The following is a 21,593-nucleotide window of genomic DNA, read 5'->3' as shown; positions in this document are numbered from 1 at the left end:
ACAAAAAAGCCTCTAAAAAGAGGCTTTTTTATTGATTTTGTTGACTATAATTACGGTATTTGTTTTTTATCCACCGATTGATAGGCTTCTCGAAATACTCAAATGTTAATATGCTTAAGCCTAACGAAATTATAAGATAAAGACCAATCTTCACAAAATCATTCAGCTCTGGAAACCAAAGATTTCCATATTTTATGATTATCATGTGCAACATATAAAAACTAAAACTAATTTCTCCTAGATAGATAAGCATTCTGTGTTGTAATATTCTGGACAAAATACCTTTTTCTACCGAAAAAAATACAATTATTAATGACATTGGTAACCAATAATAAATACCGTACCGAAACATTCTTGGAACAAACTCATGCAAAGAAAAGAAAATTATAAGCACAAAAAATGCGGAAATTTCTAAAAGGCTACCTTGACGGAAACTGATGTTTTTTAGTAGATAATTGAAACGTCGATATTGATTATACAAAATAATTCCAATAAAAAAATCGATTGTTCGTACCAATGGATGAATATAAAATATGCCTTTCTCGTAATCGAGATCAATATGCGGTTCGATGAAAATGATTATTGGTATCGCAAGTAAAGGAAGAAATCGACTGATCGGAAACCGATGCAATAGACTAACTAGAAAAGGAAATGCTAGATAAAAGAAAAACTCGGTAGAAATACTCCAAGAAGGATTGTTGATAGAAAAATAAAACTCCTGGATTGGAATATAAGATTGTAACAAGAAAAAATTGAAGAAAGCGACAAGAGGATCCCATAAATTTTGATGAAAAACAAACGGAAGCATCAAGAAAAAGGTAAGAAAATGCAATGGGTATATTCTTGCAAATCGATTGATATAGAAGTTCTTTATACTAAATTCGTGTGGTTTATTGATTTTGTTTTGATAGTTGAGTGCCAAAACAAAACCACTCAAAATAAAGAAAAAACCGACGCCTAAATAACCTTCAAAAAATACAAAATTTTTTAGCCAATTGTACCAATGTAATTCTGTAGATACAAAAGTTAGATGGCTGAGAAAAACAGCAAATGCAAAGAAAAAACGCAATGATGTGAGGGAGTTAATCATCCAAAACTTTTAATTTCAATTGATACATTTCTTTGAACTGACTTTCGAACTTTTCAAGTAGGCTATTTCTAACTTCGACAACAAACCTACAATTTGCCATAAATTCTTTGTTTACAATTTCACCGTTCACACGTTCTATATTTCGCTCTACAATCCCTTGCTGATCGTAATTAAATATCAATTCAACTTTTTTCGTCAGATAGCGTGTAACAATTTTGGCCTCTTCCAATGCAATTTGTGCACCGTATTTGTATGCTTTTACCAGACCTGGCACGCCCAATTTTGTCCCCCCAAAATAACGGACAGATACCACCAATACATTGGTTAACTCGAACGAAAGAATTTGGTTGTATATAGGCAATCCTGCCGAACCACTCGGCTCACCGTCATCATTTGCTCGATAATCTTCCTTGTTTATACCCAATATATATGCATAGCAATGATGGGTAGCATCGGGCCATTTTTCTCGCAGATAATTTAGTTTTTCTCGTACTTCTTCTTCGTTTTTTACCCGAAAAGCATAGTTGATAAACTTACTTCCCATCTCTTTGAAAATTACCTCTTCTGCATCATGAGCAATCGTTAAATAAGTATCATCTGTATTGTCAATCATTGCGATAGATTCGTAAAAAGTCGTTGTCTATTATTTGTGTTTTACTTGGTTTTTTATGAAGGTGAGGAGCAAAAATTCCGTCTTCCCAAACGGTCGAACTACTAAAAACTCGGGCTTCATCCCAAAGGTTTTGCTCGATAAAAGTTTGCAGCGTTCGACTTCCACCTTCGATGATTATCGATTGAATGTTTTTTTGATATAAAATTCTTAGAATTTCTTCTAGGTTATTTTCTTTTGATTGTAACTGAATATATTCAATTAATTCATTTTTTCCTCCTTTCACTTTATTAAAAATAATTGTGGGTAGGGTTTGATCAAAAAGATAATGTGTCGTAGGCGTAGATAAGTCATAATCAATTAATACTCGGATAGGGTTTCTGCCTTGTACCAAGCGACTGTTGAGTTGCGGGTTATCTACAATGGCCGTATTCTTCCCAACCAAAATGGCTTGTTCTTGTGTTCGCCACCAATGCACTAATTGTTTAGAAAAACGGTTGCTTATCCATTGTTGTGTATGGTTTTTCGGGGCGAAATATCCATTGGCTGTTTGGGCCCACTTTAGGATAACATACGGTCGTTTTTTCTGGTGAATTGTAAAGAAACGACGATTCAATTCTAAACATTCTTTTTCTAATATGCCAACTGATACTTCTATGCCATGGGTACGCATTCGATTGATTCCTTCGCCATTAACCAAAGCAAAAGGATCTAGACAACCTACTACAACACGAGGAATTTTGTGTTCGATAATTAGATCACTGCAAGGTGGTGTTTTGCCAAAATGTGCACAGGGTTCTAGTGTAACATAAAGGGTAGAAGAGGGCAATAATTCTTTTTTTTCTACCGAGTGTATAGCATTTACTTCCGCATGTGGTCCTCCATAAAAAGAGGTAAATCCTTCACCGATAATATTCTGATTATGGACAATCACCGAACCAACAAACGGATTGGGGTATGTATTTCCCAATCCGTTTGCAGCAAGTTGTAAACAACGATTCATATAGAATTCATCAGTTCTATCTTGTGTCATACTTGGTTATCTTCCGAGTTATCGGGTTCTTTTTCGTTATTTTCCTCCGAGTTATACTGGTAAAGTTTTCTCAATTTTTGATTTAAATCATTCCGCTTGTTTTTCTTTTCTTCCAATTCTTTGTAAACATTTTTTAGTAAAGGACTGTTTTGGTCGGTACCCGAAAAGAAAGAAATATTGTTGTCTAACTGGATGATTTCTTTATCCAAATCGTCTATTTCTTTTTTGGTGTGGATAATTTCATTGTCGATCAAATGAGCGTTTTTACCAGTTTTGGCTTTGTTAAATATTGCTTGTAATCGGAAATCTTGCATTTCTTCATCGGAGATAGCGAGTTCTTTAACTTTTTTATCGATTTCTTCCCGAAACTGATTGGCTATATTTATATTTTTCATTGGGACTTTCCCTATCGAATTGAAAGATTTTTCCAACTCGAAAATCCAGGTTAAATCTTTTTCTTTATCTCCCGCAGTTGTATAGTTTTTTACTGTTTCTATAAGTTGTTTTTTCTCGGATAGATTTTGCTCAAGTTTTTCATTCTCAGCTTCATTGCGTTTCTTATAACGATCGAAGAATTGATTACAATATTTTTTAAACTCTTTCCAAACCCGATCCGAGTGTTTGCGGGGTACATGCCCTACTTTTTTCCAATCTTCTTGTATTTGTTTGATAACTTTTACCGATTTGTTCCAATCTGTACTTTCAGCATGTTCTTTGGCAATCTCGATCAAGGCAATTTTTTGTTGCAAATTATCTTCTTGATTAGATTTTAGGTTTTTATAAAAAGTGTTTTTTAGGTGATTGAAGTTTCTTGTCGATTGTTTGAACTTGTCCCATATTTCATTGTTGTGCGGCTTCGGTACACGTCCAGTTTTAAGAAATTCCTCTCGTAAATCATTTACCTTTCGGATAGCTTTTTGCCAATCACCGTGTTTATTATCTCTACTGTTTTGGGTGATTTCGTTAATCGATTGAACAATTGCACGTTTTTTGGCTAAATTATCTTCCTGTTCTTTTTTCAATAATTCGTTGAGTTCTGCTTTACGATTATGTATTTTGTTGGTCAATTCTTTGAACTGATTCCATGTAACTTCTCTAAATTCTTCGGCAACTGGGACTGCTTCTTCTTTCCATAAACGGTGAAGATACTGTAACTCATTGAGTGCTTTTTGTACGTTTTCTTCGCTCACCAATTCTTCAGCACGCTTGATGATCGATTGTCGAACTTCTAGATTATGACTCATGTCCAACTCTCGAAGTTCTTTGTTCATATCTAGATATTTATAAAAATTATCCAAATGAAAAAAATAGTTTCTATATACATTATTAGCTTGTGCTGCCGGAACTCTTCCTGCATTATGCCAACGGGTTTTTAGGTCACGAAAGATTCTGAAAAGATTCTGATTATTTTCCTGAGGATCCTGATACAAAGCTTTCAACTCTTCGATAATTTCGAGTCTTTTTTCTAAGTTTTCTTTTTCGGTTCTTTCTGTTTCTTTATAGAAAAAGCTTAATTGTTTTTTATAATCTTCGTAAATTACATAAAATTCCTTTTTTAGAGGACTATCATACCGGAAATGGATTTCATCTCCACCTTCGTTCACAAATTGTTCTCTTTTCTCTGCCGCATCTAGTGCCATTTTGTTTTTTGCAGCCTCACGAATCAAAGAAAAATGCTCTTTAAGTTCTTGTGCAGGATGGTTTTTTAACAAAATGCGTGCTTCGTTAAGGAGAATTTCTAAATCGAATTTTTCATAATCTTTTAGTGGAATCACATTTTGATTTTGTTCTTCTTGAATCGCTTCTGATTTGTACGACTCATTTGTGTTATTAGGTGATTTTCCATCTGCGTTTTGCAGGTTGTCCATATCCGTTATCATAACAAAAAATAATTTAGTTGTGTTAACAAATCTAGAGAAAAAAAAGTGAAATATCAAGGATTATCGTTTACAATCCTACCCAAATCTCCCAAGATTTTTCTGCTTGCAAGTGCAACATTTCTAAACCATTCTTTGTTTTCGCACCTTTTTTCTTCCCCAACTGTAGAAATTTTGTTTCCTCTGGATTATAAATCAAATCATACAAATAATGGATGTCTGTTAAGAACTGATACGGAAGTTTTGGTGTTGCATTTATTTGTGGATAAGTGCCAACAGGTGTACAATTGATTATGATTTGATGGGACGCTAAAATATCTTCATCCAGAGCGTCGTAGTGCAGTAATTTTTTATCATTCCGAGAAACTATTGTATAGGGTATCCCAAGCTTGTTCAACACAAAAACCACTGCTTTACTTGCACCTCCGTTACCCAAAATCAATGCTTTTTGATGATGCTTACTCAACATCGGAACAAATGATTTTTCGAAACCATAAACATCTGTATTATAGCCGATTTTTTTTCCGTTGTCTATTTTTACGGTATTCACGGCACCAACTTCTTTTGCTTCTGGGGAGAGCTCGTCTAAATAAGGAATTATTGCTTGTTTGTAGGGAATTGTAATGTTAAAACCTAATAAATTTTTGTTCCTAAAAAGAGTTTCAATTTCGTTAATATTCTTCAGGTCGAATAGTTCGTAGGAGTAGTTGCCAAGATTCAACTGTTCGAACTTCTCTGTAAAATACTTCACAGAAAAGGAGTACGAGATGTTTTTTCCTATCAAACCTAATGTGTGCATTCTTTATGGCTTGTTTTTTTGGAGTTTTGCTTTAATGATTCGAATAAGCATCGGAGTGTTTGCTGCAATGATAATCCCGAATATAAAAAGCTCTAAGTGCTCTTTTACTAACGTAAATTGGCCTAAAAAATAACCCAGCATAGAGATAACTCCTACCCATAGAATTGCGCCTAAAAAACTATACGTGATAAAGGTTTTGTAGGGTAGGCGAGTGGTGCCACAAATAAAGGGAATTATGGTGCGTACTACCGGCATAAAACGGGCTATGATAATTGCTTTTTTCCCGTTTTCGTTGAAAAATACGGTAGCTTTTTCTAAATGTCTTGGTTTGATGAAGAATTTGTTCGGATTGGTCATTAGCCACTCACCAAATCGATGCCCTATATAATAATTGAGGTTGTCACCCAAAATAGCAGCAAGCATCAGCAGCGGTATGATATATTCAATGTGTAGGTGATTCTGATCGTCGCTTGCTGCAATCATGCCAATCGCAAAAATCAAGGCATCACCAGGTAAAAATGGCATGATAAAAGACATGATTATCAGTCCAGTTTCTGCAAAAATTATCAAAAATAATGCAGCATAAATCCAATATCCGTATTGGTTTATGAACTCCATAATAACTTTGTCGGGCCGTTTGACAAAGGTGGTAAAAAATTCGATTATGCTCAACATCGATTAGCGTAGCTTAGATTCTAGTAATATCGGCTCCAAGCGCACGTAAACGAGTGTCGATGTCTTCGTAGCCTCGATCGATTTGTTCTATGTTGTGAATTGTACTCGTCCCTTTAGCAGAAAGAGCCGCTATGAGCAACGCAATTCCAGCTCTAATATCGGGCGATGTAAGATCGGCAGCTTTCAATGGAATTTCTTGGTCGAGGCCTATAACGGTTGCACGATGTGGATCACATAAAATAATTTGTGCACCCATGTCGATTAGCTTGTCGACAAAAAATAAACGAGATTCGAACATTTTTTGATGAATCAGAACGCTACCTTTTGCTTGCGTTGCAACGACTAGTATAATCGATAAAAGATCGGGTGTGAAGCCTGGCCAAGGAGCATCAGAGATGGTAAGGATAGAACCATCGATAAAACGTTCTATTTTATATTTTTCTTGACGAGGGATAAAAATGTCATCATCCTTTTTTTCGAGTTTGATACCTAGTTTCCTAAAAACATTTGGGATAATGCCTAGGTTTTCCCATGATACATTTTTGATGGTAATCTCGGATTGTGTCATGGCTGCTAGTCCTATCCAAGAACCTATTTCGATCATATCAGGAAGAACTTTGTGTTCGGTTCCTGAGAGTTTTTCTACACCTTCGATGGTAAGAAGATTTGATCCGATTCCCGAAATTTGGGCTCCCATACGATTCAGCATTTTACATAACTGTTGAATGTAAGGTTCGCAAGCAGCATTGTAAATTGTCGTAGTACCTTTACTCAAAACTGCAGCCATGATGAGGTTTGCAGTTCCGGTAACAGACGCTTCTTCGAGTAGGATATAACTTCCCCGTAAACCAACTTTTGGGTCAACTTCTACACCATAAAAAGATTCTTCTGTATTGAATCTGTATTTTGCGCCTAGCTCAAAAAATCCTTGAAAATGTGTATCCAAACGTCTTCTTCCGATTTTGTCTCCTCCAGGTTTTGGCATATATGCCTCGCCGAAACGAGCCAAAAGAGGTCCCATTAGCATGATAGATCCGCGTAAGGCTGCGCCATCTTTTCTGAATTCGTTACTTTTTAGATAATCTAATTTGAGTTGATTGGCTTGGAATGTATAATCACCTTTACCGTTTTTTTGTACTTTAACTCCTAAATCTACTAAAATTTCAATGAGACGATTAACATCTTTTATGTCGGGAATATTCGTTACATGAACTTTCTCTTCAGTTAATAAAACAGCACAAAGTATCTGTAAAACTTCATTTTTTGCTCCTTGTGGAGTAATTTCTCCCTTAAGTTGTTTACCTCCTTTTATTTTGAAAATTGCCATTTTGTTGATTTACTTGTTTTTAGTATTACTGCGATTATTGATTTGGTGTTTGTTCTGATTTTTGTAATTCTTATGATTGTTGTGATTATTGTGGTTCTGATTTTTGTTCAGGTTTTGTAATAATCGATCAGAGGGAATCAGAGTTTCGTTAGAGTTTCTTAAGTCAAATTGTTGGTTCGATAGTTCATACAAATGATTGAAAATAACTGCATCATCCACAGTGTCTTTGTTCCATAATAAATAACTCTTTTTCATGTGGTTGGCAATGGCAAAAATCAACCCTTCTTTCTTGTCTCCATCTTCCCAAGTGAGTGCAACTTCGATCATTTTGCGAATATTGTTCCCGTAATATCGGTATTTATTAATCCCTTTTGGATATGGTATAATGTTGGGTTTGCTGTTGATTGTATCTTTGGCAGACGGAATGGGGTATGGGGATTTTACGTCGAGCTGAAATTCTGACATGATAAAAAGTTGATCCCATAACTTATGTTGAAAATCAGGAACATCGCGTAGATGTGGGTTCAATTCACCCATAACCTCAATGATGATTTGTGCAAAACCATTGCGCTCTTCTTCGTCGGCAATCGTCATACAATGATTCACCATTTCTTGGATGTGTCGTCCATATTCTGGTATAATTAATTGAGTACGCGTTGTATTGTATTCCATAATTTTCCTCTACGTTATCGTTATTTTTACTTACAAAATTACAATTTAAATTTGGTTCTTTCGGATATAAGTGTGTTTTATGAAAATATTAATTTTCTACTTATTCTCCTAACAAGATTCCCGATACCGACCAAAAACTAAAACTATTGCCTTCTTTTTCTCCTTGCGGAATAATAATTTGTAATTGATGTTTACCTGCTTTTAGGTTTCCTAGTTGTATATAATAAGGTGGTGTTACAGTTCCTGGGCACCAATTAGAACGACTATAGTCGGATGATGATAAACCGTTTTCAAAATTTCCAGATGCAGGATTCATCATTCTATAACTCCCGCAATCGGTGCGCCATGGTGCGAGCTGAAAAACTTTTTTGTCGTTCAAATAAACTGTATTTTCCTTTGCCAAGAACTCATCGCCGTTTTCCCAACCACCATGTCCGGTAGTGATCAATCGTAGATAAGCATTGTTCCAATCTTCTTTCAGATCAAATCTCACCACTAATCCTTTTTCATCCGAAAAAAGACTTCCGTAATTTTGACCTGCCATTTCCATTACATTCAGTGTATTAAAGAGCGGTAGACTTTTTTGGGTAGGAAAAACGCTTTTGCCACCCCGATGAATTGTAGCTTCTGCAGAAACTATATGACCACCTTGATCATAATTCCCGATAAAAATCCCTATATAAACTTCTTTGTTAGAAAGGAGATTTTTTAGGTCGGATATTTCTTGACGATATTCTGCAGCATTCAACCAATGATGATCTTTTATCTCGATATGATTAAATTCTCTAATACCAAATGGCGTAAAAAAACGCATCAATTCTACTAAAGGTTCATAATTTCCTATCCGAATCATGCCCTGATATTTTTGTTTGTTTTTGTCGGTTATAAAAGGTAAAACCTCAATGCCGTTTTGTAAAGCTTCTAAAAAGTTTGGTTTTTTTTCTATGGGAATCAGAAAAACAGAACCCGTTCTATCATACGCATCACCGTTAGAAAATTGTGTGAGCTGCAAAAAAATTTGATCATCTTCTTGGAGTGTAGGAAATTTTATTTTTTTTACGACCACCGTTCCATTGGCGAAAATTGACGTTGAATCGGGTGAAAATTGATTCTTTGCACCAAAATGAATTTGTTGATGATCGAAAATAGGAATATGAACAAAACGGCTTTTCCATACCAAATTCCTATAATCGAGCATAGGTACAAAGACTTTCTCGAAATCGAAATCCGTAAAATGATGGATTTCTATGTTTTTTACTTCTTCGATTTTATTTACACGAATAGAAAAGTTATTGTTACGTTCGTATTCCATCACCAAGCCAAGCGGCAACCCAACTGTGTTAGGTGCCGCCTGAATCGGTAAATTATCTACATACCAAAGGTCTATCTTGTTCGAGTTGATGTGTACTTCGGCATGTTTACATTTAATTCCTAAAATTCGTTTACTTCTTTTCGTTTTCTTGTACGTAAGATTTCCATTACCAATACTATTTTTAGTCGCAATTACCGAGTCGTTAGAAAAGAAGGTAATCGGATAAAGAATGCTGTCGTATTTTTGGTAAGAGATAATTTCGTACGGGTATTTCTTTTGGGTCGAAAAAGCATTTTTCGCACCGATAATACTTTCTTGTTCATTTGCCCAAACCACCGTCGGGTTTTCTTCGTCGACTTTTACATCGTTAGAGAATTTTTCATACGTGATTTTATACGCAGTTTGTGCCGAAACAATACAGCTTATTAGAAATAATAAAATAAACGAAATAAGAGGTTTGTTCATAGATTTTTTTAGAATGCATTGATTCCTGTAATATCGTTTCCGGTAATTAATAAATGAACATCGTGGGTTCCTTCGTAGGTGATAACCGATTCTAGGTTCGCCGCATGACGCATCATAGGGTAATCGCCTACAATGCCCATTGCACCAAGAATTTGTCTCGACTCTCGAGCAATATCAAGGGCGATTTTCACGCTGTTTCTTTTGGCCATAGAAATTTGTGCTGGCGTTGCTTTGTCTTCATTCTTTAAGGTTCCTAATCTCCATACCATTAATTGTGCTTTGGTAATCTCAGTAATGAATTCGGCTAATTTTTTCTGTTGTAATTGGTAAGAGGCAATTGGTTTTCCGAATTGGGTCCTTTCCAATGAATATTGTAAGGCAACTTCGTAACAATCGATCGCTGCGCCAATTGCTCCCCAAGAAATACCGTATCTGGCAGAATTTAGACAAGACAATGGTCCACGTAAACTGTTGACTCCTGGTAGGATGTTTTCTGCCGGAATTTTTACATTTTCAAAAACCAGCTCACCAGTTCTCGAAGCACGTAAAGACCATTTTTGCATCGTCTCTGGGGTAGAAAAACCTTCCATGTATCGCTCAACTATCACACCCGATATTTTTCCTTCTTCGTTTCTTGCCCATACCACAGCAATATCACAAATAGGAGCATTGGTAATCCACATTTTTGCCCCATTCAAAATATAATGGTCGCCTTCTTTTTTTAGTTTTGTTTCCATCCCGGCTGGGTTAGAGCCGTGGTTTGGTTCCGTTAAGCCAAAGCATCCTATCATTTCTCCCGATGCTAATTTTGGTAAGTATTTTCTTTTTTGTTCCTCAGACCCATAGGTGAAAATAGGATACATTACTAAAGAAGATTGTACCGATGCAGCCGAACGAACAGCAGAATCTCCTGCTTCTAATTCTTGCATGATCAAACCATACGAAATTTGATCTAATCCTGCACCGCCATACTCTTCCGGAATGTAAGGGCCTAAAGCACCAATTGCACCTAATTTTTTCATCAAATTAGGGATTTCTGTATGATTTTGAGCGTGTTCATCGATCACGGGTTTTATTTCTTCATTTACAAATTTGCGTACCGAATCACGAATTAATAAATGTTCTTCTGTTAACAATTCATCAATGTTGAAATAGTCTGTCGTAGAATTCATATTTTCATTTTTTTGTGTGCCTAAAACTAAAACTTATTTATGATTTTCTGAAATTGAGAAGGAAAATATTCATCAAATTCATAAGTATTTGTGAAAATTTTTACTTATTTTGGGACAATTAAACGACAAAAATAGAGAGATGAGTTTATTAAACGAATTGAAAAACGTAGGTTTAGAAACTGAAAACTTAGGAGGTTCTACAGGTCAACAGTGGTTGGCAAATGGCGAATTTATTTCTTCTTTTTCTCCAGTAGATGGAAAAGAAATCGGAAAAGTAAAAACTACAACACGAGAAGATTATAATCACGTAATCGAGAAAGCCCAAGAAGCTTTCAAAACTTGGCGATTGGTTCCTGCACCCAAAAGAGGTGAAATTGTGCGATTGTTAGGAGAAAAATTACGGGAACTAAAACCAGAATTAGGGAAATTGGTTTCTTATGAGATGGGTAAATCTTATCAAGAAGGAATGGGTGAGGTACAAGAAATGATTGATATTTGTGACTTTGCCGTAGGATTATCTCGTCAATTATACGGTTCTACTATTCACTCAGAAAGACCAGGACATCGTATGTACGATCAATATCATCCATACGGTATTTTAGGTGTAATTACAGCTTTTAACTTTCCTGTAGCCGTATGGGCTTGGAATACATGTATCGCATTGGTTTGTGGTGATGTAGTGGTTTGGAAAGCAAGTGAAAAAACACCTTTATGTGCCGTTGCATGTCAGAAAATTTTAGCCGATATTCTACAAGATCAAGGGTATGGAGAAGGGATTTCTTCTATAGTAACAGGTAATCGAGAAGTAGGGGAATGGTTAGCAAAAGATGAAAGAATTCCTTTGATTTCAGCAACAGGCTCTACACGTATGGGGAGAGAAGTTGCTGTTACAGTTGCTCAACGTTTAGGAAAAACCCTGTTAGAACTTGGTGGAAATAATGCCATTATCGTAACACCGAATGCCGATATAAAAATGACTGTCATCGGTGCGGTTTTTGGCGCAGTCGGAACGGCAGGTCAACGATGTACTTCTACAAGAAGATTAATCGTACATGAAAGCATTTACGATCAAGTAAAAAAAGCCATGGTAGATGCCTACCAGCAATTGAAAATTGGCAATCCTTTGGATACCGCAAATCACGTAGGTCCATTGATCGATCAAGATGCTGTGAAAATGTATCTTTCGGCCTTGGATAAAATTAAACAAGAAGGAGGTGAATTAGTTGTCGAAGGAAAAGTACTAGAGGGAGAAGGATACGAGAGTGGATGTTATGTACAACCAGTTATTGCAGAAGTAGAAAATCATTATGAAATTGTCCAACAAGAAACATTTGCACCTATTTTATATTTAATTAAATATTCAGGTGAGGTGCAAAATGCAATTGATATTCAGAATGATGTTAAGCAAGGCCTTTCATCAGCCATCATGACCAATAACTTGAGAGAAGCAGAGTTATTCTTAAGCGCTAGCGGATCAGATTGCGGGATTGCCAATGTAAACATCGGGACCTCTGGTGCAGAAATCGGAGGTGCTTTTGGTGGTGAAAAAGAAACAGGTGGCGGAAGAGAATCCGGTTCTGATGCATGGAAATTCTATATGCGTCGCCAAACAAACACCATTAATTATACAACCGAATTACCTTTAGCACAAGGAATAAAATTCGATTTGAAATAATCAAAATACATCAATAAAAACACACAAAAAAATAATGAAAACACTTAATCTAACTAAAACCGTTCACCAACGTTTGGGCGAGCATATCTTAGCCGATGGTTATAATATAGTGATGGATATCGAGAAATCTCACGGTTCTTATTTGGTTGATAAAAACGGAAAAAAATATCTCGATTTCTTTAGTATGTTTGCCTCTTCGCCTATCGGATATAACCATCCACACTTGGTGAAAAACGAAGCTTTTTTAGGTAAAATGGCAGTGAATAAACTAGCCGTTTCGGATATTTATACCGAAGAGTTTGCAGACTTTGTCGATACTTTTGCACGCGTTGCAATGCCAAAAGAATTGCAGTATAGTTTTTTTATTTCGGGAGGAACACTGGCTGTAGAGAATGCTCTAAAAGCTGCATTCGATTGGCGAACTCGACTCAATTTTACTAAAGGAATCGAGGAAGAAGCCGATCAAGTGATTCATTTCAAACAAGCATTTCACGGGCGTTCGGGCTACACTCTTTCGTTGACCAATACCAATGATCCACGGAAGTACGAATATTTCCCAAAATTTAATTGGCCAAGAATAGAAAATCCGAAAATGTTTTTTCCCGTAACGGATGAAAATACACAACAAACAATAGAGGCGGAGAAAAAGGCAGTTGCTCAGATACACGAAGCTTTGAGAAATAATCCGAACCGTGTAGCATGTATAATCATCGAAACGATTCAGGGTGAAGGTGGTGATAATTATTTCCGTCCAGAATTCTTGCAAAAATTACGAGCAATTTGTGACGAGAATGAAATTCTTTTGATTTTTGATGAAGTACAAACCGGAATCGGAATGACAGGAAAAATGTGGGCTTATCAACATTACGAAATCATTCCGGACATTATTTCATTCGGTAAAAAAGCACAAGTTTGCGGAATTTTAGCCAACAAAGAAAAGCTAGATCAAATACCGAACAACGTATTCAAAGAGTCGAGCCGAATTAATTCTACTTTTGGTGGGAACTTTATTGATATGATTCGATTCAAATTAATTCTCGAAGTTATAGAAAAAGAAAATTTGGTTGAGAATGCATGTGTTCAAGGAGAATATTTTTTGCAAAAATTACATGAACTTCAGTCGCAAAATCCGACCATAAAAAATGTTAGAGGAAAAGGATTATTCATCGCTTTTGATTTAGAAAATGGACAATTACGCGATGAGTTTATTCGTCATTGTTTCGATAATCAATTAATTGTTTTACCATGTGGCGAGAAATCGGTGCGTTTTCGTCCGCATTTAAATGTTACTCAAGAACAAATCGACCAAGCGGTTGAGATTATGAAAGCCTTGTAAAAAGGCTAAAGTGCAAGATAAAAAAAGGTCTTCCGAAAACTCGGAAGACCTTTTTTTGAATAGAATAATCTAGATTATTCTACGATAGTCAATTCATCTATAATGTTGGTAGCACCAGCATATTTGTCAACAACCCATAGAACATAACGGATATCTACCGAGATTGTACGTTGTAATTTCGGATCGAAGATAACATCGCCCGCCATTGCTTCGATGTTTCCATCGAATGCAATTCCGATCAATTCTCCATTCCCATTCAAGACCGGTGAACCAGAATTTCCTCCGGTAATATCGTTATTCGATAAGAAGTTTATCGGCATATAGCCAGCTTTGTCAGCGTAACGACCAAAATCTTTTTCTTTTGCAAGATCTAATAAGCGTTGTGGATTTTCGAATTCCTCATCACCAACTTTATGTTTGGCAACCAATCCATCCATGGTTGTGTAATAGTTAGCCGGTGCATCTGGCTGACGATTTGGATTGGTACTTCTAGGTAATGGTTGAATAGAACCATAGGTTAGACGCAAAGTGCTATTGGCATCTGGATAAAGAATATGTGCAATTTTCGATTCGCGTAAACCTTCTACTAACAGACGGAAATTCTTTTCGTAAGCATCGTTCAATGCTTTTTGTTGATCTGTTTGTTGATTGTACTTTTCTATCAAAGAAGAAGAAAGTTTGAATAACTCATCGTTTTGCAATAAAGCAACATCTGGACTATTCAGAAAATTTTCGACTTGTTTTTTATCGGCAAAAAAACTTTTGCCAAAAGCATCGTTTACCCATTGCGTAAAGTTGTTGTTATTGTTTGCAGCCAAAGTGCTTACGTACGGCGCTATCCCAGCTTGTTTTGCTTTGGTAGCATATAAATTAAGCTGAGCTACTAATACGTCTTTCTCAAGCGGTAAGTACATCTTATCGTAAGTTGCATCTAATAACGCCTGGATTTGTGGGCGCATCTCCTTTCTTTTAGCTTCATTGGCTTCTGCATAGTTTGCCAATGCATTCCCGATTCTATAAGGTGCCATGGCAAAAGCACTACTTCTCAACATTCCCATCAAGTAGTTATCGTGCATCGCTTGCAAATTGGTGGCTGCATAATAGGTATTTAGGTTTTTAATAACCTCACCGTATTTTGCTTGGTTGTGTTTTTTATTTGCCCATTTATTGAATTTCTTTTCTGTTTTGGTTTTTGTTTCTACCGTTCCGTGTAATTTCAAAGCTTCGATCATTCCTTGACGGTTTTTCCAGTAATTGGCAACTCCGGCATATTTAGAAGCATAGTTGATTTTTACTTCTTGGTTCTGATCCATGTGTTTTTTCATCTGATCCATTCCAACTTTAGAAGCTTCTACCCAAGCAGGATAAGCAAAGTTGATGTTCTGCGCTACACCTTGTGCGGGCATCCAACGATTGGTACGACCTGGATATCCTAAAATCATAGCAAAATCTCCCTTCTCGAATCCTTTTAATGAAATAGGCAAGTGGTGTTTTGGTTTCATTGGTATATTTTCTTTCGAGTAGGGTGCAGGATTTCCATTGGCATCTGTATATACACGGAAAATAGCGAAATCTCCTGTGTGGCGTGGCCATTCCCAGTTATCGGTATCTCCACCGTATTTACCAATCGCATTGGGAGGCGTTCCCACTAAACGAACATCTTCGTAGTCTTGATACACAAAGTAGTAATATTCATTTCCTTGGAAAAATGAACGAACAGAAACAATGTATTTTCCTCCTTCGTTATTCTCTTGTTCGATTTTTGCAATCTCTTGATTGATGATTTTCTGACGATCGATTTCCGACATTTTATCATTTACTTTGCTCAGTATTCTTTTCGTTACATCATCCATACGAACAAAGAAACGTACTTTTAGGTTGTCTGGTTTCAGCTCTTCGCTTTTGTTTTTTGCCCAAAATCCGTTGGTCAAATAATCATGCTCTGGAGTAGATAATTGTGCAATATTTCCATAACCACAATGGTGATTGGTGAGAACCAAACCTTGGTTAGAAATAATTTCTGCCGTACATCCACCGCCAAACTGAACAATCGCATCTTTCAAGCTATTGTTATTGACACTGTAAATTTCTTCGGGCGTTAATTGCAACCCCATTTTTTGCATATCACGACCATTCAGACGCTCGATATGCATCAAAAACCACATACCTTCATCGGCTTTTACTTTGGTAAACGGAAAAACCAAAAGTGCCATGAGGGTGGTAAATAAAAATTTTTTCATTTTTTTATTAATTTTAATTTACTTTATTTGGGCTAAAATAAACTATTCTGTAGAAAACTTCCTTTTTTTTTGGTAGGAAATTGATTCAAATAATAAAAATCTCTATCTTTTAGATACTCTTTTATGAAAGAAACTAATTTATTTGAGAAAATATTCCCTTATGTTATTCGAAGAACTCCTAACGTACAAGTATTTTCTGAATTTGAAGGGGAAACTTTTCGAGGACTACCTCCTATGACTGCAGATTCTTTACCTGATTTTTTTGGAAACATTGTTTCTAAAGAATGGCTTGAATCTACTCATAAAGACATAAGTGTAATCACGCCTTTAGAGCAGCTTACTTATGTAGGTAAAAGAGGAATGGGAGCTTTAGAATTTTCTTCTGCCAAAGAAATTAAATCAAATCAGAGTATTGATGTAGAAGAAATAACGGAAGTGGTAAAGAAAGTGCTAGATTTAAAACTTCAATAGAAGAAAAAGGATTAAGCGATATCGCATTACTAAAGATTTTCAAAATTGGAACTTCGGCTGGTGGTGCACGACCTAAAATTTTAGTTTCTGAAAACAAAAATACAGGACATCTTATTCATGGTGATTTGGAAACTTCGGATGATTACAATCATTATTTAATCAAACTTTCTGTTGATGAAGATCAAGGTTATTCGAAAGAGAAAATAGAATACATTTATTATCAAATTTCGACTTCTATCGGAATTAAAATGATGCCTTCTAAATTGATTGATGATAAACACTTTGCAACATTACGTTTTGACCGTCAAAATGGGCAGAAACAACATATTTTAACTGCTTCTGGAATGACTGGTTGGGATTTTAAAAAGCCTGAAAACTCCTCTTATGAAAATCTTTTTAAGTTAGCTGTAGAATTAAAACTTCCGCATAAAAACATTCAACAATTGTATAAACGAATGGTTTTTAATCTTGTTTTCTCTAATATTGATGACCATTTAAAGAATTTTTCATTTATCTATGATATAGAAAGAGACGGATGGAATTTAGCTCCCGCCTATGATTTAACCTATCCATTAGATGCTTTAAAAAATTATTTACGAATTTCGAGAGCAATGTCTATCAATGGAAAACGAACTGATATTAACCGAGAAGATTTATTATTAATAGCAGATTATAATACTCCCCAAAATACGGATCACGGGTTAAGTTGAAAATAATGATTAATTTTAACTCGTATAATGATGAAAAAAAGCAGAAGAAAATTTACCGATGCCTTCAAGGCCAAAGTCGCCATTGAAGTTTTAAGGGAGAGAAACGCTCAGCGAACTGGCCCAGCGTTTTGAGATTCATCCCAATCAGATCAGCATCTGGAAACGAGCGTTTCTGGAGCAACCCAGACAGAACCGCTGAACGAGTCGATAGAAAGGTGCGGAAAGCCTGAAATCATCAATTCTGACCAAGGAAGTCAATATACTTCCAAAAACTGGATCAATTGTTTAAAAGGTCATGAAATCAGGATAAGCATGGACGGTAAAGGCAGAGCTACAGACAACGTTCATGTGGAAAGATTCTTCTAGTCAATCAAGTATAATTACATTTATTTGAACCCAGCAGAAAACGGATTGGATTTGTATCTTGGAGTCAAGAATTTTATTGAGGATTATAACCAGAGGAGACATCAGGGAATAGAAAATAAAAAGCCAAAAGATTTGTATAAAATTGAAAAAACAATTCAACTTAAATCAGCCTAATTGTAGTACAGGAAATGGGGAGTACTTTACAATACCCAGAATAAAAGCCCCTACTAAGTTTTTCATTCCCATATCAAAATGGGTAATAGCGAAAATGACGTTAGTAAATAAGAGACTACCGATTACACCGATATATTGTATTGTAAACTCGTACACAAACATCCTATAAAGAACTTCCTCACAAAACCCGGCACTGATGGCTACCATAATAAACCAAGATAGTTCCTTTCTCGATTTTGGCTGATGGAATATCCAATCTCTATGGCCACCATTTCACGGTTGTGGTCATCAGCTATGTTAAGCAATCTGAATTTTTGACCACAATAGAATCGGTTCTGCATAAAAGCCATGTTCCAACACTCTCTACCGCGAGGAGTAATCACTTTGGGTTGCTGTATATTGGTTGGTAGTCTTCCTCAACAGTGCTGAGTGCTGCATTGTCTAGCATAGCGTCTGTATAGAGACCGTCTGAGTTTAGAGTTTCTCCTGTTCAAGCTCTTTGATCCGCTTAATTTCCGAAGCTTCCATGCCCGAATATTAACTTTACCATCTGTAAAAAAAGTTCCGTTGGAAATGCCGTGTTCGCGACAAATCTGTTCCACAGTTTTGCCCTGATTCTGCGATTCTAAAATCTTGAAAATCTGTTGTTCTGTAAAATGGCTCTTCTTCATACCAATTAATTTTTAAAGTTAACATTTTCTCTCTTTTTAATTGGTAACTTTTTTGGGGAAGCTTACAAAGGGTTTAACTTTAAGAAAGTCAAACCCTCGATAAATTTAGTTTATACACTTAATGTGTTTAGAGGAAAAGCCTTCGTTAAGATATGAAAATCCTTTATGGTTATTTCTTACTGTATTTTGCTCTAAGGTTTATTTTTTGAATTTCCCTTTCAATTAGCAACTGTGCGATAATTTGCGCTGCGGGTAGTTTGTCTTTATTTTCAGCCAGTGCTTTTTTTACTTTTTCTTCCGATACATCTATTCGGTACAAAATGCTTAACAAGCTGTTGAAATCGGATTGTATCAATCTGTCTAAATAGCGCGCCAGTTCCTCAAATTTTTCCTCGTTTGAATGTTTGAATGAAACTTCTTCAAGCTGAAGTTTATCAGCAATCAGGGATATAGGGTGATACGTTTTTTCCAAAAAAAAATATTTTTTCAAAGTTATTTAGTTGATAATTTAGATTTTTTTATCACTTTTTACTTTCCTCTTTTTAGCTCTACACTATAGTATTAGCTTCCACAGACAATACACTCGTCGGGATTGTCCAACGAGCAGGAAATATCCACTTGTTTGTCTTCCGATGATTGTACTTTTTCTACTGTGAATTTGATAGCATCTGCCGCTGCTTTAGTGCGCAGGTAATACATACCTGTTTTCAATCCGCTTTTCCAAGCATAGAAGTGCATCGAAGTCAGCTTTGCCATATTGGGTTCTGCCATAAATAGGTTGAGCGATTGGGACTGACAGATAAATGCACCCCTATCGGCAGCCATATCAATGATGGTTTTCTGTTTAATCTCCCAAACAGTCTTGTACAGTTCTTTTAAGTTAGCGGGAATTTCCTCAATATTTTGAACAGAGCCATTCTCGGCAATCAACTTGTTTTTCATTCGGGCGTCCCAAAGGTTTAACTCTATCAGGTCTTTTATTAAATGCTTATTGACCACTACAAACTCACCTGAAAGTACACGCCTGTTATAAATGTTACTAGTATAAGGTTCAAAACATTCATTGTTGCCTAATATCTGAGAAGTAGAAGCTGTAGGCATCGGAGCCACTAACAGGGAATTGCGTACGCCAAATTCCATTACATTTTTACGTAAACCTTTCCAATCCCAACGGTCTGATGGCTGTACATTCCATAAATCAAACTGAAACTTTCCTTCGGAAAGTGGCGATCCCTTAAAACTTTCGTAAGCTCCTTCTTCCTTCGCCAGTTCCATGGAGCTCTCCATTGCTGCATAGTATATCGTTTCAAAAATATCTTTATTCAGTTGTCGTGCTTTCTCACTTTCAAAAGGCATCCGCAACAACAGAAACACATCTGCCAGTCCTTGTACACCTAATCCAATCGGACGATGTTTGAAATTGGAATTTTCAGTTTCGGGTACAGGATAGTAATTCCCGTCTATCACTTTGTTAAGATTCCGAGTAACTATTTTGGTGACTTCATACAATTTCTGAAAGTCAAAACCATTTTCGGAAACATATCGAGGCAATGCTAGCGATGCGAGGTTACACACCGCCACCTCATCGGCACTCGTGTATTCCATTATTTCGGTGCAAAGATTGGAGCTGCGAATTACTCCAATATTTTTTTGATTAGACTTCTCGTTTGCAGCATCTTTGTAGCACATATAGGGTGTTCCTGTTTCTATCTGTGCTTCGAGTATAGCATTCCACAACTCTCGGGCTTTCACTTTTTTACGGAATATCCCATCGTTTTCATAGTGTTGATAAAGTTCTTCAAACGAGCTTCCATACACATCGTACAAACCAGGAGCTTCATTTGGATCAAACAAAGACCAATCGGCATTTTCTTCTACTCGTTGCATAAACAGATCAGGGATCCACAATGCTGGAAATAGATCTCTTGCCCGCATTTCTTCCTTGCCGTGGTTTTTACGAAGGTTCAAGAAATCAAAGATATCGGCGTGCCACGGTTCCAAATAGACGGCTATCGCTCCTTTGCGTTTACCACCGCCCTGATCCACATAACGTGCCGTATCGTTATACACTCTTAGCATCGGGATAATTCCATTAGAAATACCGCCTGTGCCCTTGATGTAACTGCCTGTTGCCCTTACATTATGAATGCTCAAGCCAATACCACCTGCCGACTGCGAAATCAAGGCGCAACGTTTTAGGGTATCAAAAATCCCTACAATACTATCTTCAGTCATACTCAATAGAAAGCATGACGACATTTGTGGCTTGGGCGTTCCTGAATTGAATAGCGTAGGTGTAGCGTGGATGAACCATTTTTCGCTCATCAGGTTATAGGTTTCGATAGCAGCTTTGATATCTTGTTTATGGATTCCTAAAGCCACCCGCATAAACAAGTGTTGTGGACGTTCGGTTACTTTGCCGTTGGTACGGATGAGATAAGAGCGCTCCAGTGTTTTGAAACCGAAATAATCAAAGTTATAATCTCGGTCGTAGATGATACTGCTGTCAATTTCATCAGCATTGTTGCGGATGATATCATAAGTTTCCTCAGACAATAAAGGTGCTCGCGTATTGGTTACCGGATCGATATAGTCATACAGCAATTTAGCTGTTTTAGAAAAGGATTTTAGCGTATTCTTGTGCAAATTACTGACGGAAATACGTGCAGCCAGTACTGCAAAATCGGGGTGTACCGTGGTATAGGTAGCCGCAGTTTCGGCAGCAAGGTTATCGAGTTCGGTCGTAGTTACATTGTCATAAATGCCCTGAATCACTTTCTTGGCTATTTCGATTACGTCTTTCTCATCTACAGAAAGTCCGTAGACTAATTTATGAATCCGTGCAGTAATCTTATCAAAATGTACAGCTTCCTGTTTTCCGTTTCTTTTTATTACATACATCTTTTCTTGGTTAATAG

General features: G+C 36.5%; 19 protein-coding genes and 1 pseudogene. 5 read left to right on the top strand and 15 right to left on the bottom strand.

The genetic code is table 11. The features are described from left to right. Positions 1-28: 28 nt before the first annotated feature. The 10 genes from WEEVI_RS01020 to WEEVI_RS00975 form a co-directional block, all read right to left on the bottom strand. A complete protein-coding gene (locus WEEVI_RS01020; RefSeq protein WP_013597320.1) occupies positions 29-1,090 on the bottom strand; it encodes an acyltransferase family protein in 1,062 nt (353 codons plus the stop codon). Then, positions 1,083-1,703: an IMPACT family protein gene (locus WEEVI_RS01015; protein WP_013597319.1), complete on the bottom strand. Its 621-nt coding sequence runs from the start codon at positions 1,701-1,703 to the stop codon at positions 1,083-1,085. The genes WEEVI_RS01020 and WEEVI_RS01015 overlap by 8 nt, the downstream gene beginning before the upstream one ends. Further along, the gene (ribD, locus tag WEEVI_RS01010) at positions 1,696-2,733 is read right to left on the bottom strand and encodes a bifunctional diaminohydroxyphosphoribosylaminopyrimidine deaminase/5-amino-6-(5-phosphoribosylamino)uracil reductase RibD (protein WP_013597318.1); all 1,038 of its coding nucleotides are present in this window, start codon (positions 2,731-2,733) and stop codon (positions 1,696-1,698) included. Before ribD ends, WEEVI_RS01015 begins: the two co-directional genes overlap by 8 nt. Beyond that, positions 2,730-4,613, bottom strand: a complete 1,884-nt coding sequence (locus tag WEEVI_RS01005; protein WP_013597317.1) for a DUF349 domain-containing protein — start codon at positions 4,611-4,613, stop codon at positions 2,730-2,732. The genes ribD and WEEVI_RS01005 overlap by 4 nt, the downstream gene beginning before the upstream one ends. 67 nt (positions 4,614-4,680) lie before the next feature. Continuing rightward, positions 4,681-5,409: a shikimate dehydrogenase family protein gene (locus WEEVI_RS01000; RefSeq protein WP_013597316.1), complete on the bottom strand. Its 729-nt coding sequence runs from the start codon at positions 5,407-5,409 to the stop codon at positions 4,681-4,683. Positions 5,410-5,412: 3 nt separating this feature from the next. Next, on the bottom strand, positions 5,413-6,027 hold the full coding sequence (locus tag WEEVI_RS00995; RefSeq protein WP_232013439.1) for a VTT domain-containing protein: 615 nt from the start codon (positions 6,025-6,027) through the stop codon (positions 5,413-5,415). A gap of 70 nt (positions 6,028-6,097) precedes the next feature. Then, positions 6,098-7,411 (bottom strand): UDP-N-acetylglucosamine 1-carboxyvinyltransferase, encoded by a 1,314-nt coding sequence (murA, locus tag WEEVI_RS00990; RefSeq protein WP_013597314.1) that lies wholly within the window; start codon positions 7,409-7,411, stop codon positions 6,098-6,100. Between the two features lie 9 nt (positions 7,412-7,420). Further along, positions 7,421-8,083, bottom strand: a complete 663-nt coding sequence (locus WEEVI_RS00985; protein ID WP_013597313.1) for a DUF4290 domain-containing protein — start codon at positions 8,081-8,083, stop codon at positions 7,421-7,423. A gap of 100 nt (positions 8,084-8,183) precedes the next feature. Next, entirely contained in the window at positions 8,184-9,860 is a 1,677-nt protein-coding gene (locus WEEVI_RS00980; RefSeq protein WP_013597312.1) for a PNGase F N-terminal domain-containing protein, read from the bottom strand. Positions 9,861-9,868: 8 nt separating this feature from the next. Further along, on the bottom strand, positions 9,869-11,032 hold the full coding sequence (locus WEEVI_RS00975; RefSeq protein ID WP_013597311.1) for an acyl-CoA dehydrogenase family protein: 1,164 nt from the start codon (positions 11,030-11,032) through the stop codon (positions 9,869-9,871). Positions 11,033-11,171: 139 nt separating this feature from the next. Here WEEVI_RS00975 and amaB point away from each other — a divergent pair, with 139 nt between their 5' ends. Both amaB and lat read left to right on the top strand, forming a co-directional pair. Continuing rightward, on the top strand, positions 11,172-12,707 hold the full coding sequence (gene amaB, locus WEEVI_RS00970) for an L-piperidine-6-carboxylate dehydrogenase (RefSeq protein WP_013597310.1): 1,536 nt from the start codon (positions 11,172-11,174) through the stop codon (positions 12,705-12,707). A gap of 34 nt (positions 12,708-12,741) precedes the next feature. Further along, the gene (gene lat, locus WEEVI_RS00965) at positions 12,742-14,043 is read left to right on the top strand and encodes an L-lysine 6-transaminase (RefSeq protein WP_013597309.1); all 1,302 of its coding nucleotides are present in this window, start codon (positions 12,742-12,744) and stop codon (positions 14,041-14,043) included. A gap of 74 nt (positions 14,044-14,117) precedes the next feature. On the opposite strand, the gene WEEVI_RS00960 is transcribed toward lat, so the two are convergent. Beyond that, positions 14,118-16,283 (bottom strand): S46 family peptidase, encoded by a 2,166-nt coding sequence (locus WEEVI_RS00960; protein ID WP_013597308.1) that lies wholly within the window; start codon positions 16,281-16,283, stop codon positions 14,118-14,120. Between the two features lie 123 nt (positions 16,284-16,406). Between WEEVI_RS00960 and WEEVI_RS11445 the strand changes: the two genes are divergently transcribed. The 3 genes and pseudogenes from WEEVI_RS11445 to WEEVI_RS11610 form a co-directional block, all read left to right on the top strand. Further along, positions 16,407-16,754 carry a HipA N-terminal domain-containing protein gene (locus tag WEEVI_RS11445; RefSeq protein ID WP_052295747.1) on the top strand — a complete coding sequence of 116 codons (348 nt, stop codon included), beginning with the start codon at positions 16,407-16,409 and terminating at the stop codon, positions 16,752-16,754. After that, positions 16,751-17,464: a type II toxin-antitoxin system HipA family toxin gene (locus WEEVI_RS11440; protein WP_311316203.1), complete on the top strand. Its 714-nt coding sequence runs from the start codon at positions 16,751-16,753 to the stop codon at positions 17,462-17,464. Before WEEVI_RS11445 ends, WEEVI_RS11440 begins: the two co-directional genes overlap by 4 nt. A 27-nt stretch (positions 17,465-17,491) precedes the next feature. Further along, positions 17,492-17,642: pseudogene (locus tag WEEVI_RS11610) on the top strand (transposase); the annotation flags it as partial. A gap of 353 nt (positions 17,643-17,995) precedes the next feature. Here WEEVI_RS11610 and WEEVI_RS11605 read toward each other — a convergent pair. The 4 genes from WEEVI_RS11605 to WEEVI_RS00945 form a co-directional block, all read right to left on the bottom strand. Beyond that, the gene (locus tag WEEVI_RS11605) at positions 17,996-18,256 is read right to left on the bottom strand and encodes a CPBP family intramembrane glutamic endopeptidase (protein WP_353885670.1); all 261 of its coding nucleotides are present in this window, start codon (positions 18,254-18,256) and stop codon (positions 17,996-17,998) included. 164 nt (positions 18,257-18,420) lie between these two features. Further along, a complete protein-coding gene (locus WEEVI_RS11600; RefSeq protein WP_081448691.1) occupies positions 18,421-18,675 on the bottom strand; it encodes a transposase in 255 nt (84 codons plus the stop codon). 169 nt (positions 18,676-18,844) lie between these two features. Beyond that, entirely contained in the window at positions 18,845-19,147 is a 303-nt protein-coding gene (locus WEEVI_RS00950; protein ID WP_052295745.1) for a hypothetical protein, read from the bottom strand. Between the two features lie 89 nt (positions 19,148-19,236). Then, positions 19,237-21,576 carry a ribonucleoside-diphosphate reductase subunit alpha gene (locus WEEVI_RS00945; RefSeq protein ID WP_013597305.1) on the bottom strand — a complete coding sequence of 780 codons (2,340 nt, stop codon included), beginning with the start codon at positions 21,574-21,576 and terminating at the stop codon, positions 19,237-19,239. Positions 21,577-21,593: the final 17 nt, after the last annotated feature.

The organism is Weeksella virosa DSM 16922 (assembly GCF_000189415.1).
In the GTDB taxonomy this organism is placed as follows: domain Bacteria; phylum Bacteroidota; class Bacteroidia; order Flavobacteriales; family Weeksellaceae; genus Weeksella; species Weeksella virosa.
This window is presented reverse-complemented; position numbering and strand designations above follow the sequence as displayed.

Bases quoted from the DNA above. Each gene is read 5' to 3' on its own strand.
- WEEVI_RS01020 (WP_013597320.1), bottom strand. From the start codon at position 1,090: ATGATTAACTCCCTCACATCATTGCGTTTTTTCTTTGCATTTGCTGTT.
- WEEVI_RS01015 (WP_013597319.1), bottom strand. From the start codon at position 1,703: ATGATTGACAATACAGATGATACTTATTTAACGATTGCTCATGATGCA.
- ribD (WP_013597318.1), bottom strand. From the start codon at position 2,733: ATGACACAAGATAGAACTGATGAATTCTATATGAATCGTTGTTTACAA.
- WEEVI_RS01005 (WP_013597317.1), bottom strand. From the start codon at position 4,613: ATGATAACGGATATGGACAACCTGCAAAACGCAGATGGAAAATCACCT.
- WEEVI_RS01000 (WP_013597316.1), bottom strand. From the start codon at position 5,409: ATGCACACATTAGGTTTGATAGGAAAAAACATCTCGTACTCCTTTTCT.
- WEEVI_RS00995 (WP_232013439.1), bottom strand. From the start codon at position 6,027: ATGGAGTTCATAAACCAATACGGATATTGGATTTATGCTGCATTATTT.
- murA (WP_013597314.1), bottom strand. From the start codon at position 7,411: ATGGCAATTTTCAAAATAAAAGGAGGTAAACAACTTAAGGGAGAAATT.
- WEEVI_RS00985 (WP_013597313.1), bottom strand. From the start codon at position 8,083: ATGGAATACAATACAACGCGTACTCAATTAATTATACCAGAATATGGA.
- WEEVI_RS00980 (WP_013597312.1), bottom strand. From the start codon at position 9,860: ATGAACAAACCTCTTATTTCGTTTATTTTATTATTTCTAATAAGCTGT.
- WEEVI_RS00975 (WP_013597311.1), bottom strand. From the start codon at position 11,032: ATGAATTCTACGACAGACTATTTCAACATTGATGAATTGTTAACAGAA.
- amaB (WP_013597310.1), top strand. From the start codon at position 11,172: ATGAGTTTATTAAACGAATTGAAAAACGTAGGTTTAGAAACTGAAAAC.
- lat (WP_013597309.1), top strand. From the start codon at position 12,742: ATGAAAACACTTAATCTAACTAAAACCGTTCACCAACGTTTGGGCGAG.
- WEEVI_RS00960 (WP_013597308.1), bottom strand. From the start codon at position 16,283: ATGAAAAAATTTTTATTTACCACCCTCATGGCACTTTTGGTTTTTCCG.
- WEEVI_RS11445 (WP_052295747.1), top strand. From the start codon at position 16,407: ATGAAAGAAACTAATTTATTTGAGAAAATATTCCCTTATGTTATTCGA.
- WEEVI_RS11600 (WP_081448691.1), bottom strand. From the start codon at position 18,675: ATGAAGAAGAGCCATTTTACAGAACAACAGATTTTCAAGATTTTAGAA.
- WEEVI_RS00945 (WP_013597305.1), bottom strand. From the start codon at position 21,576: ATGTATGTAATAAAAAGAAACGGAAAACAGGAAGCTGTACATTTTGAT.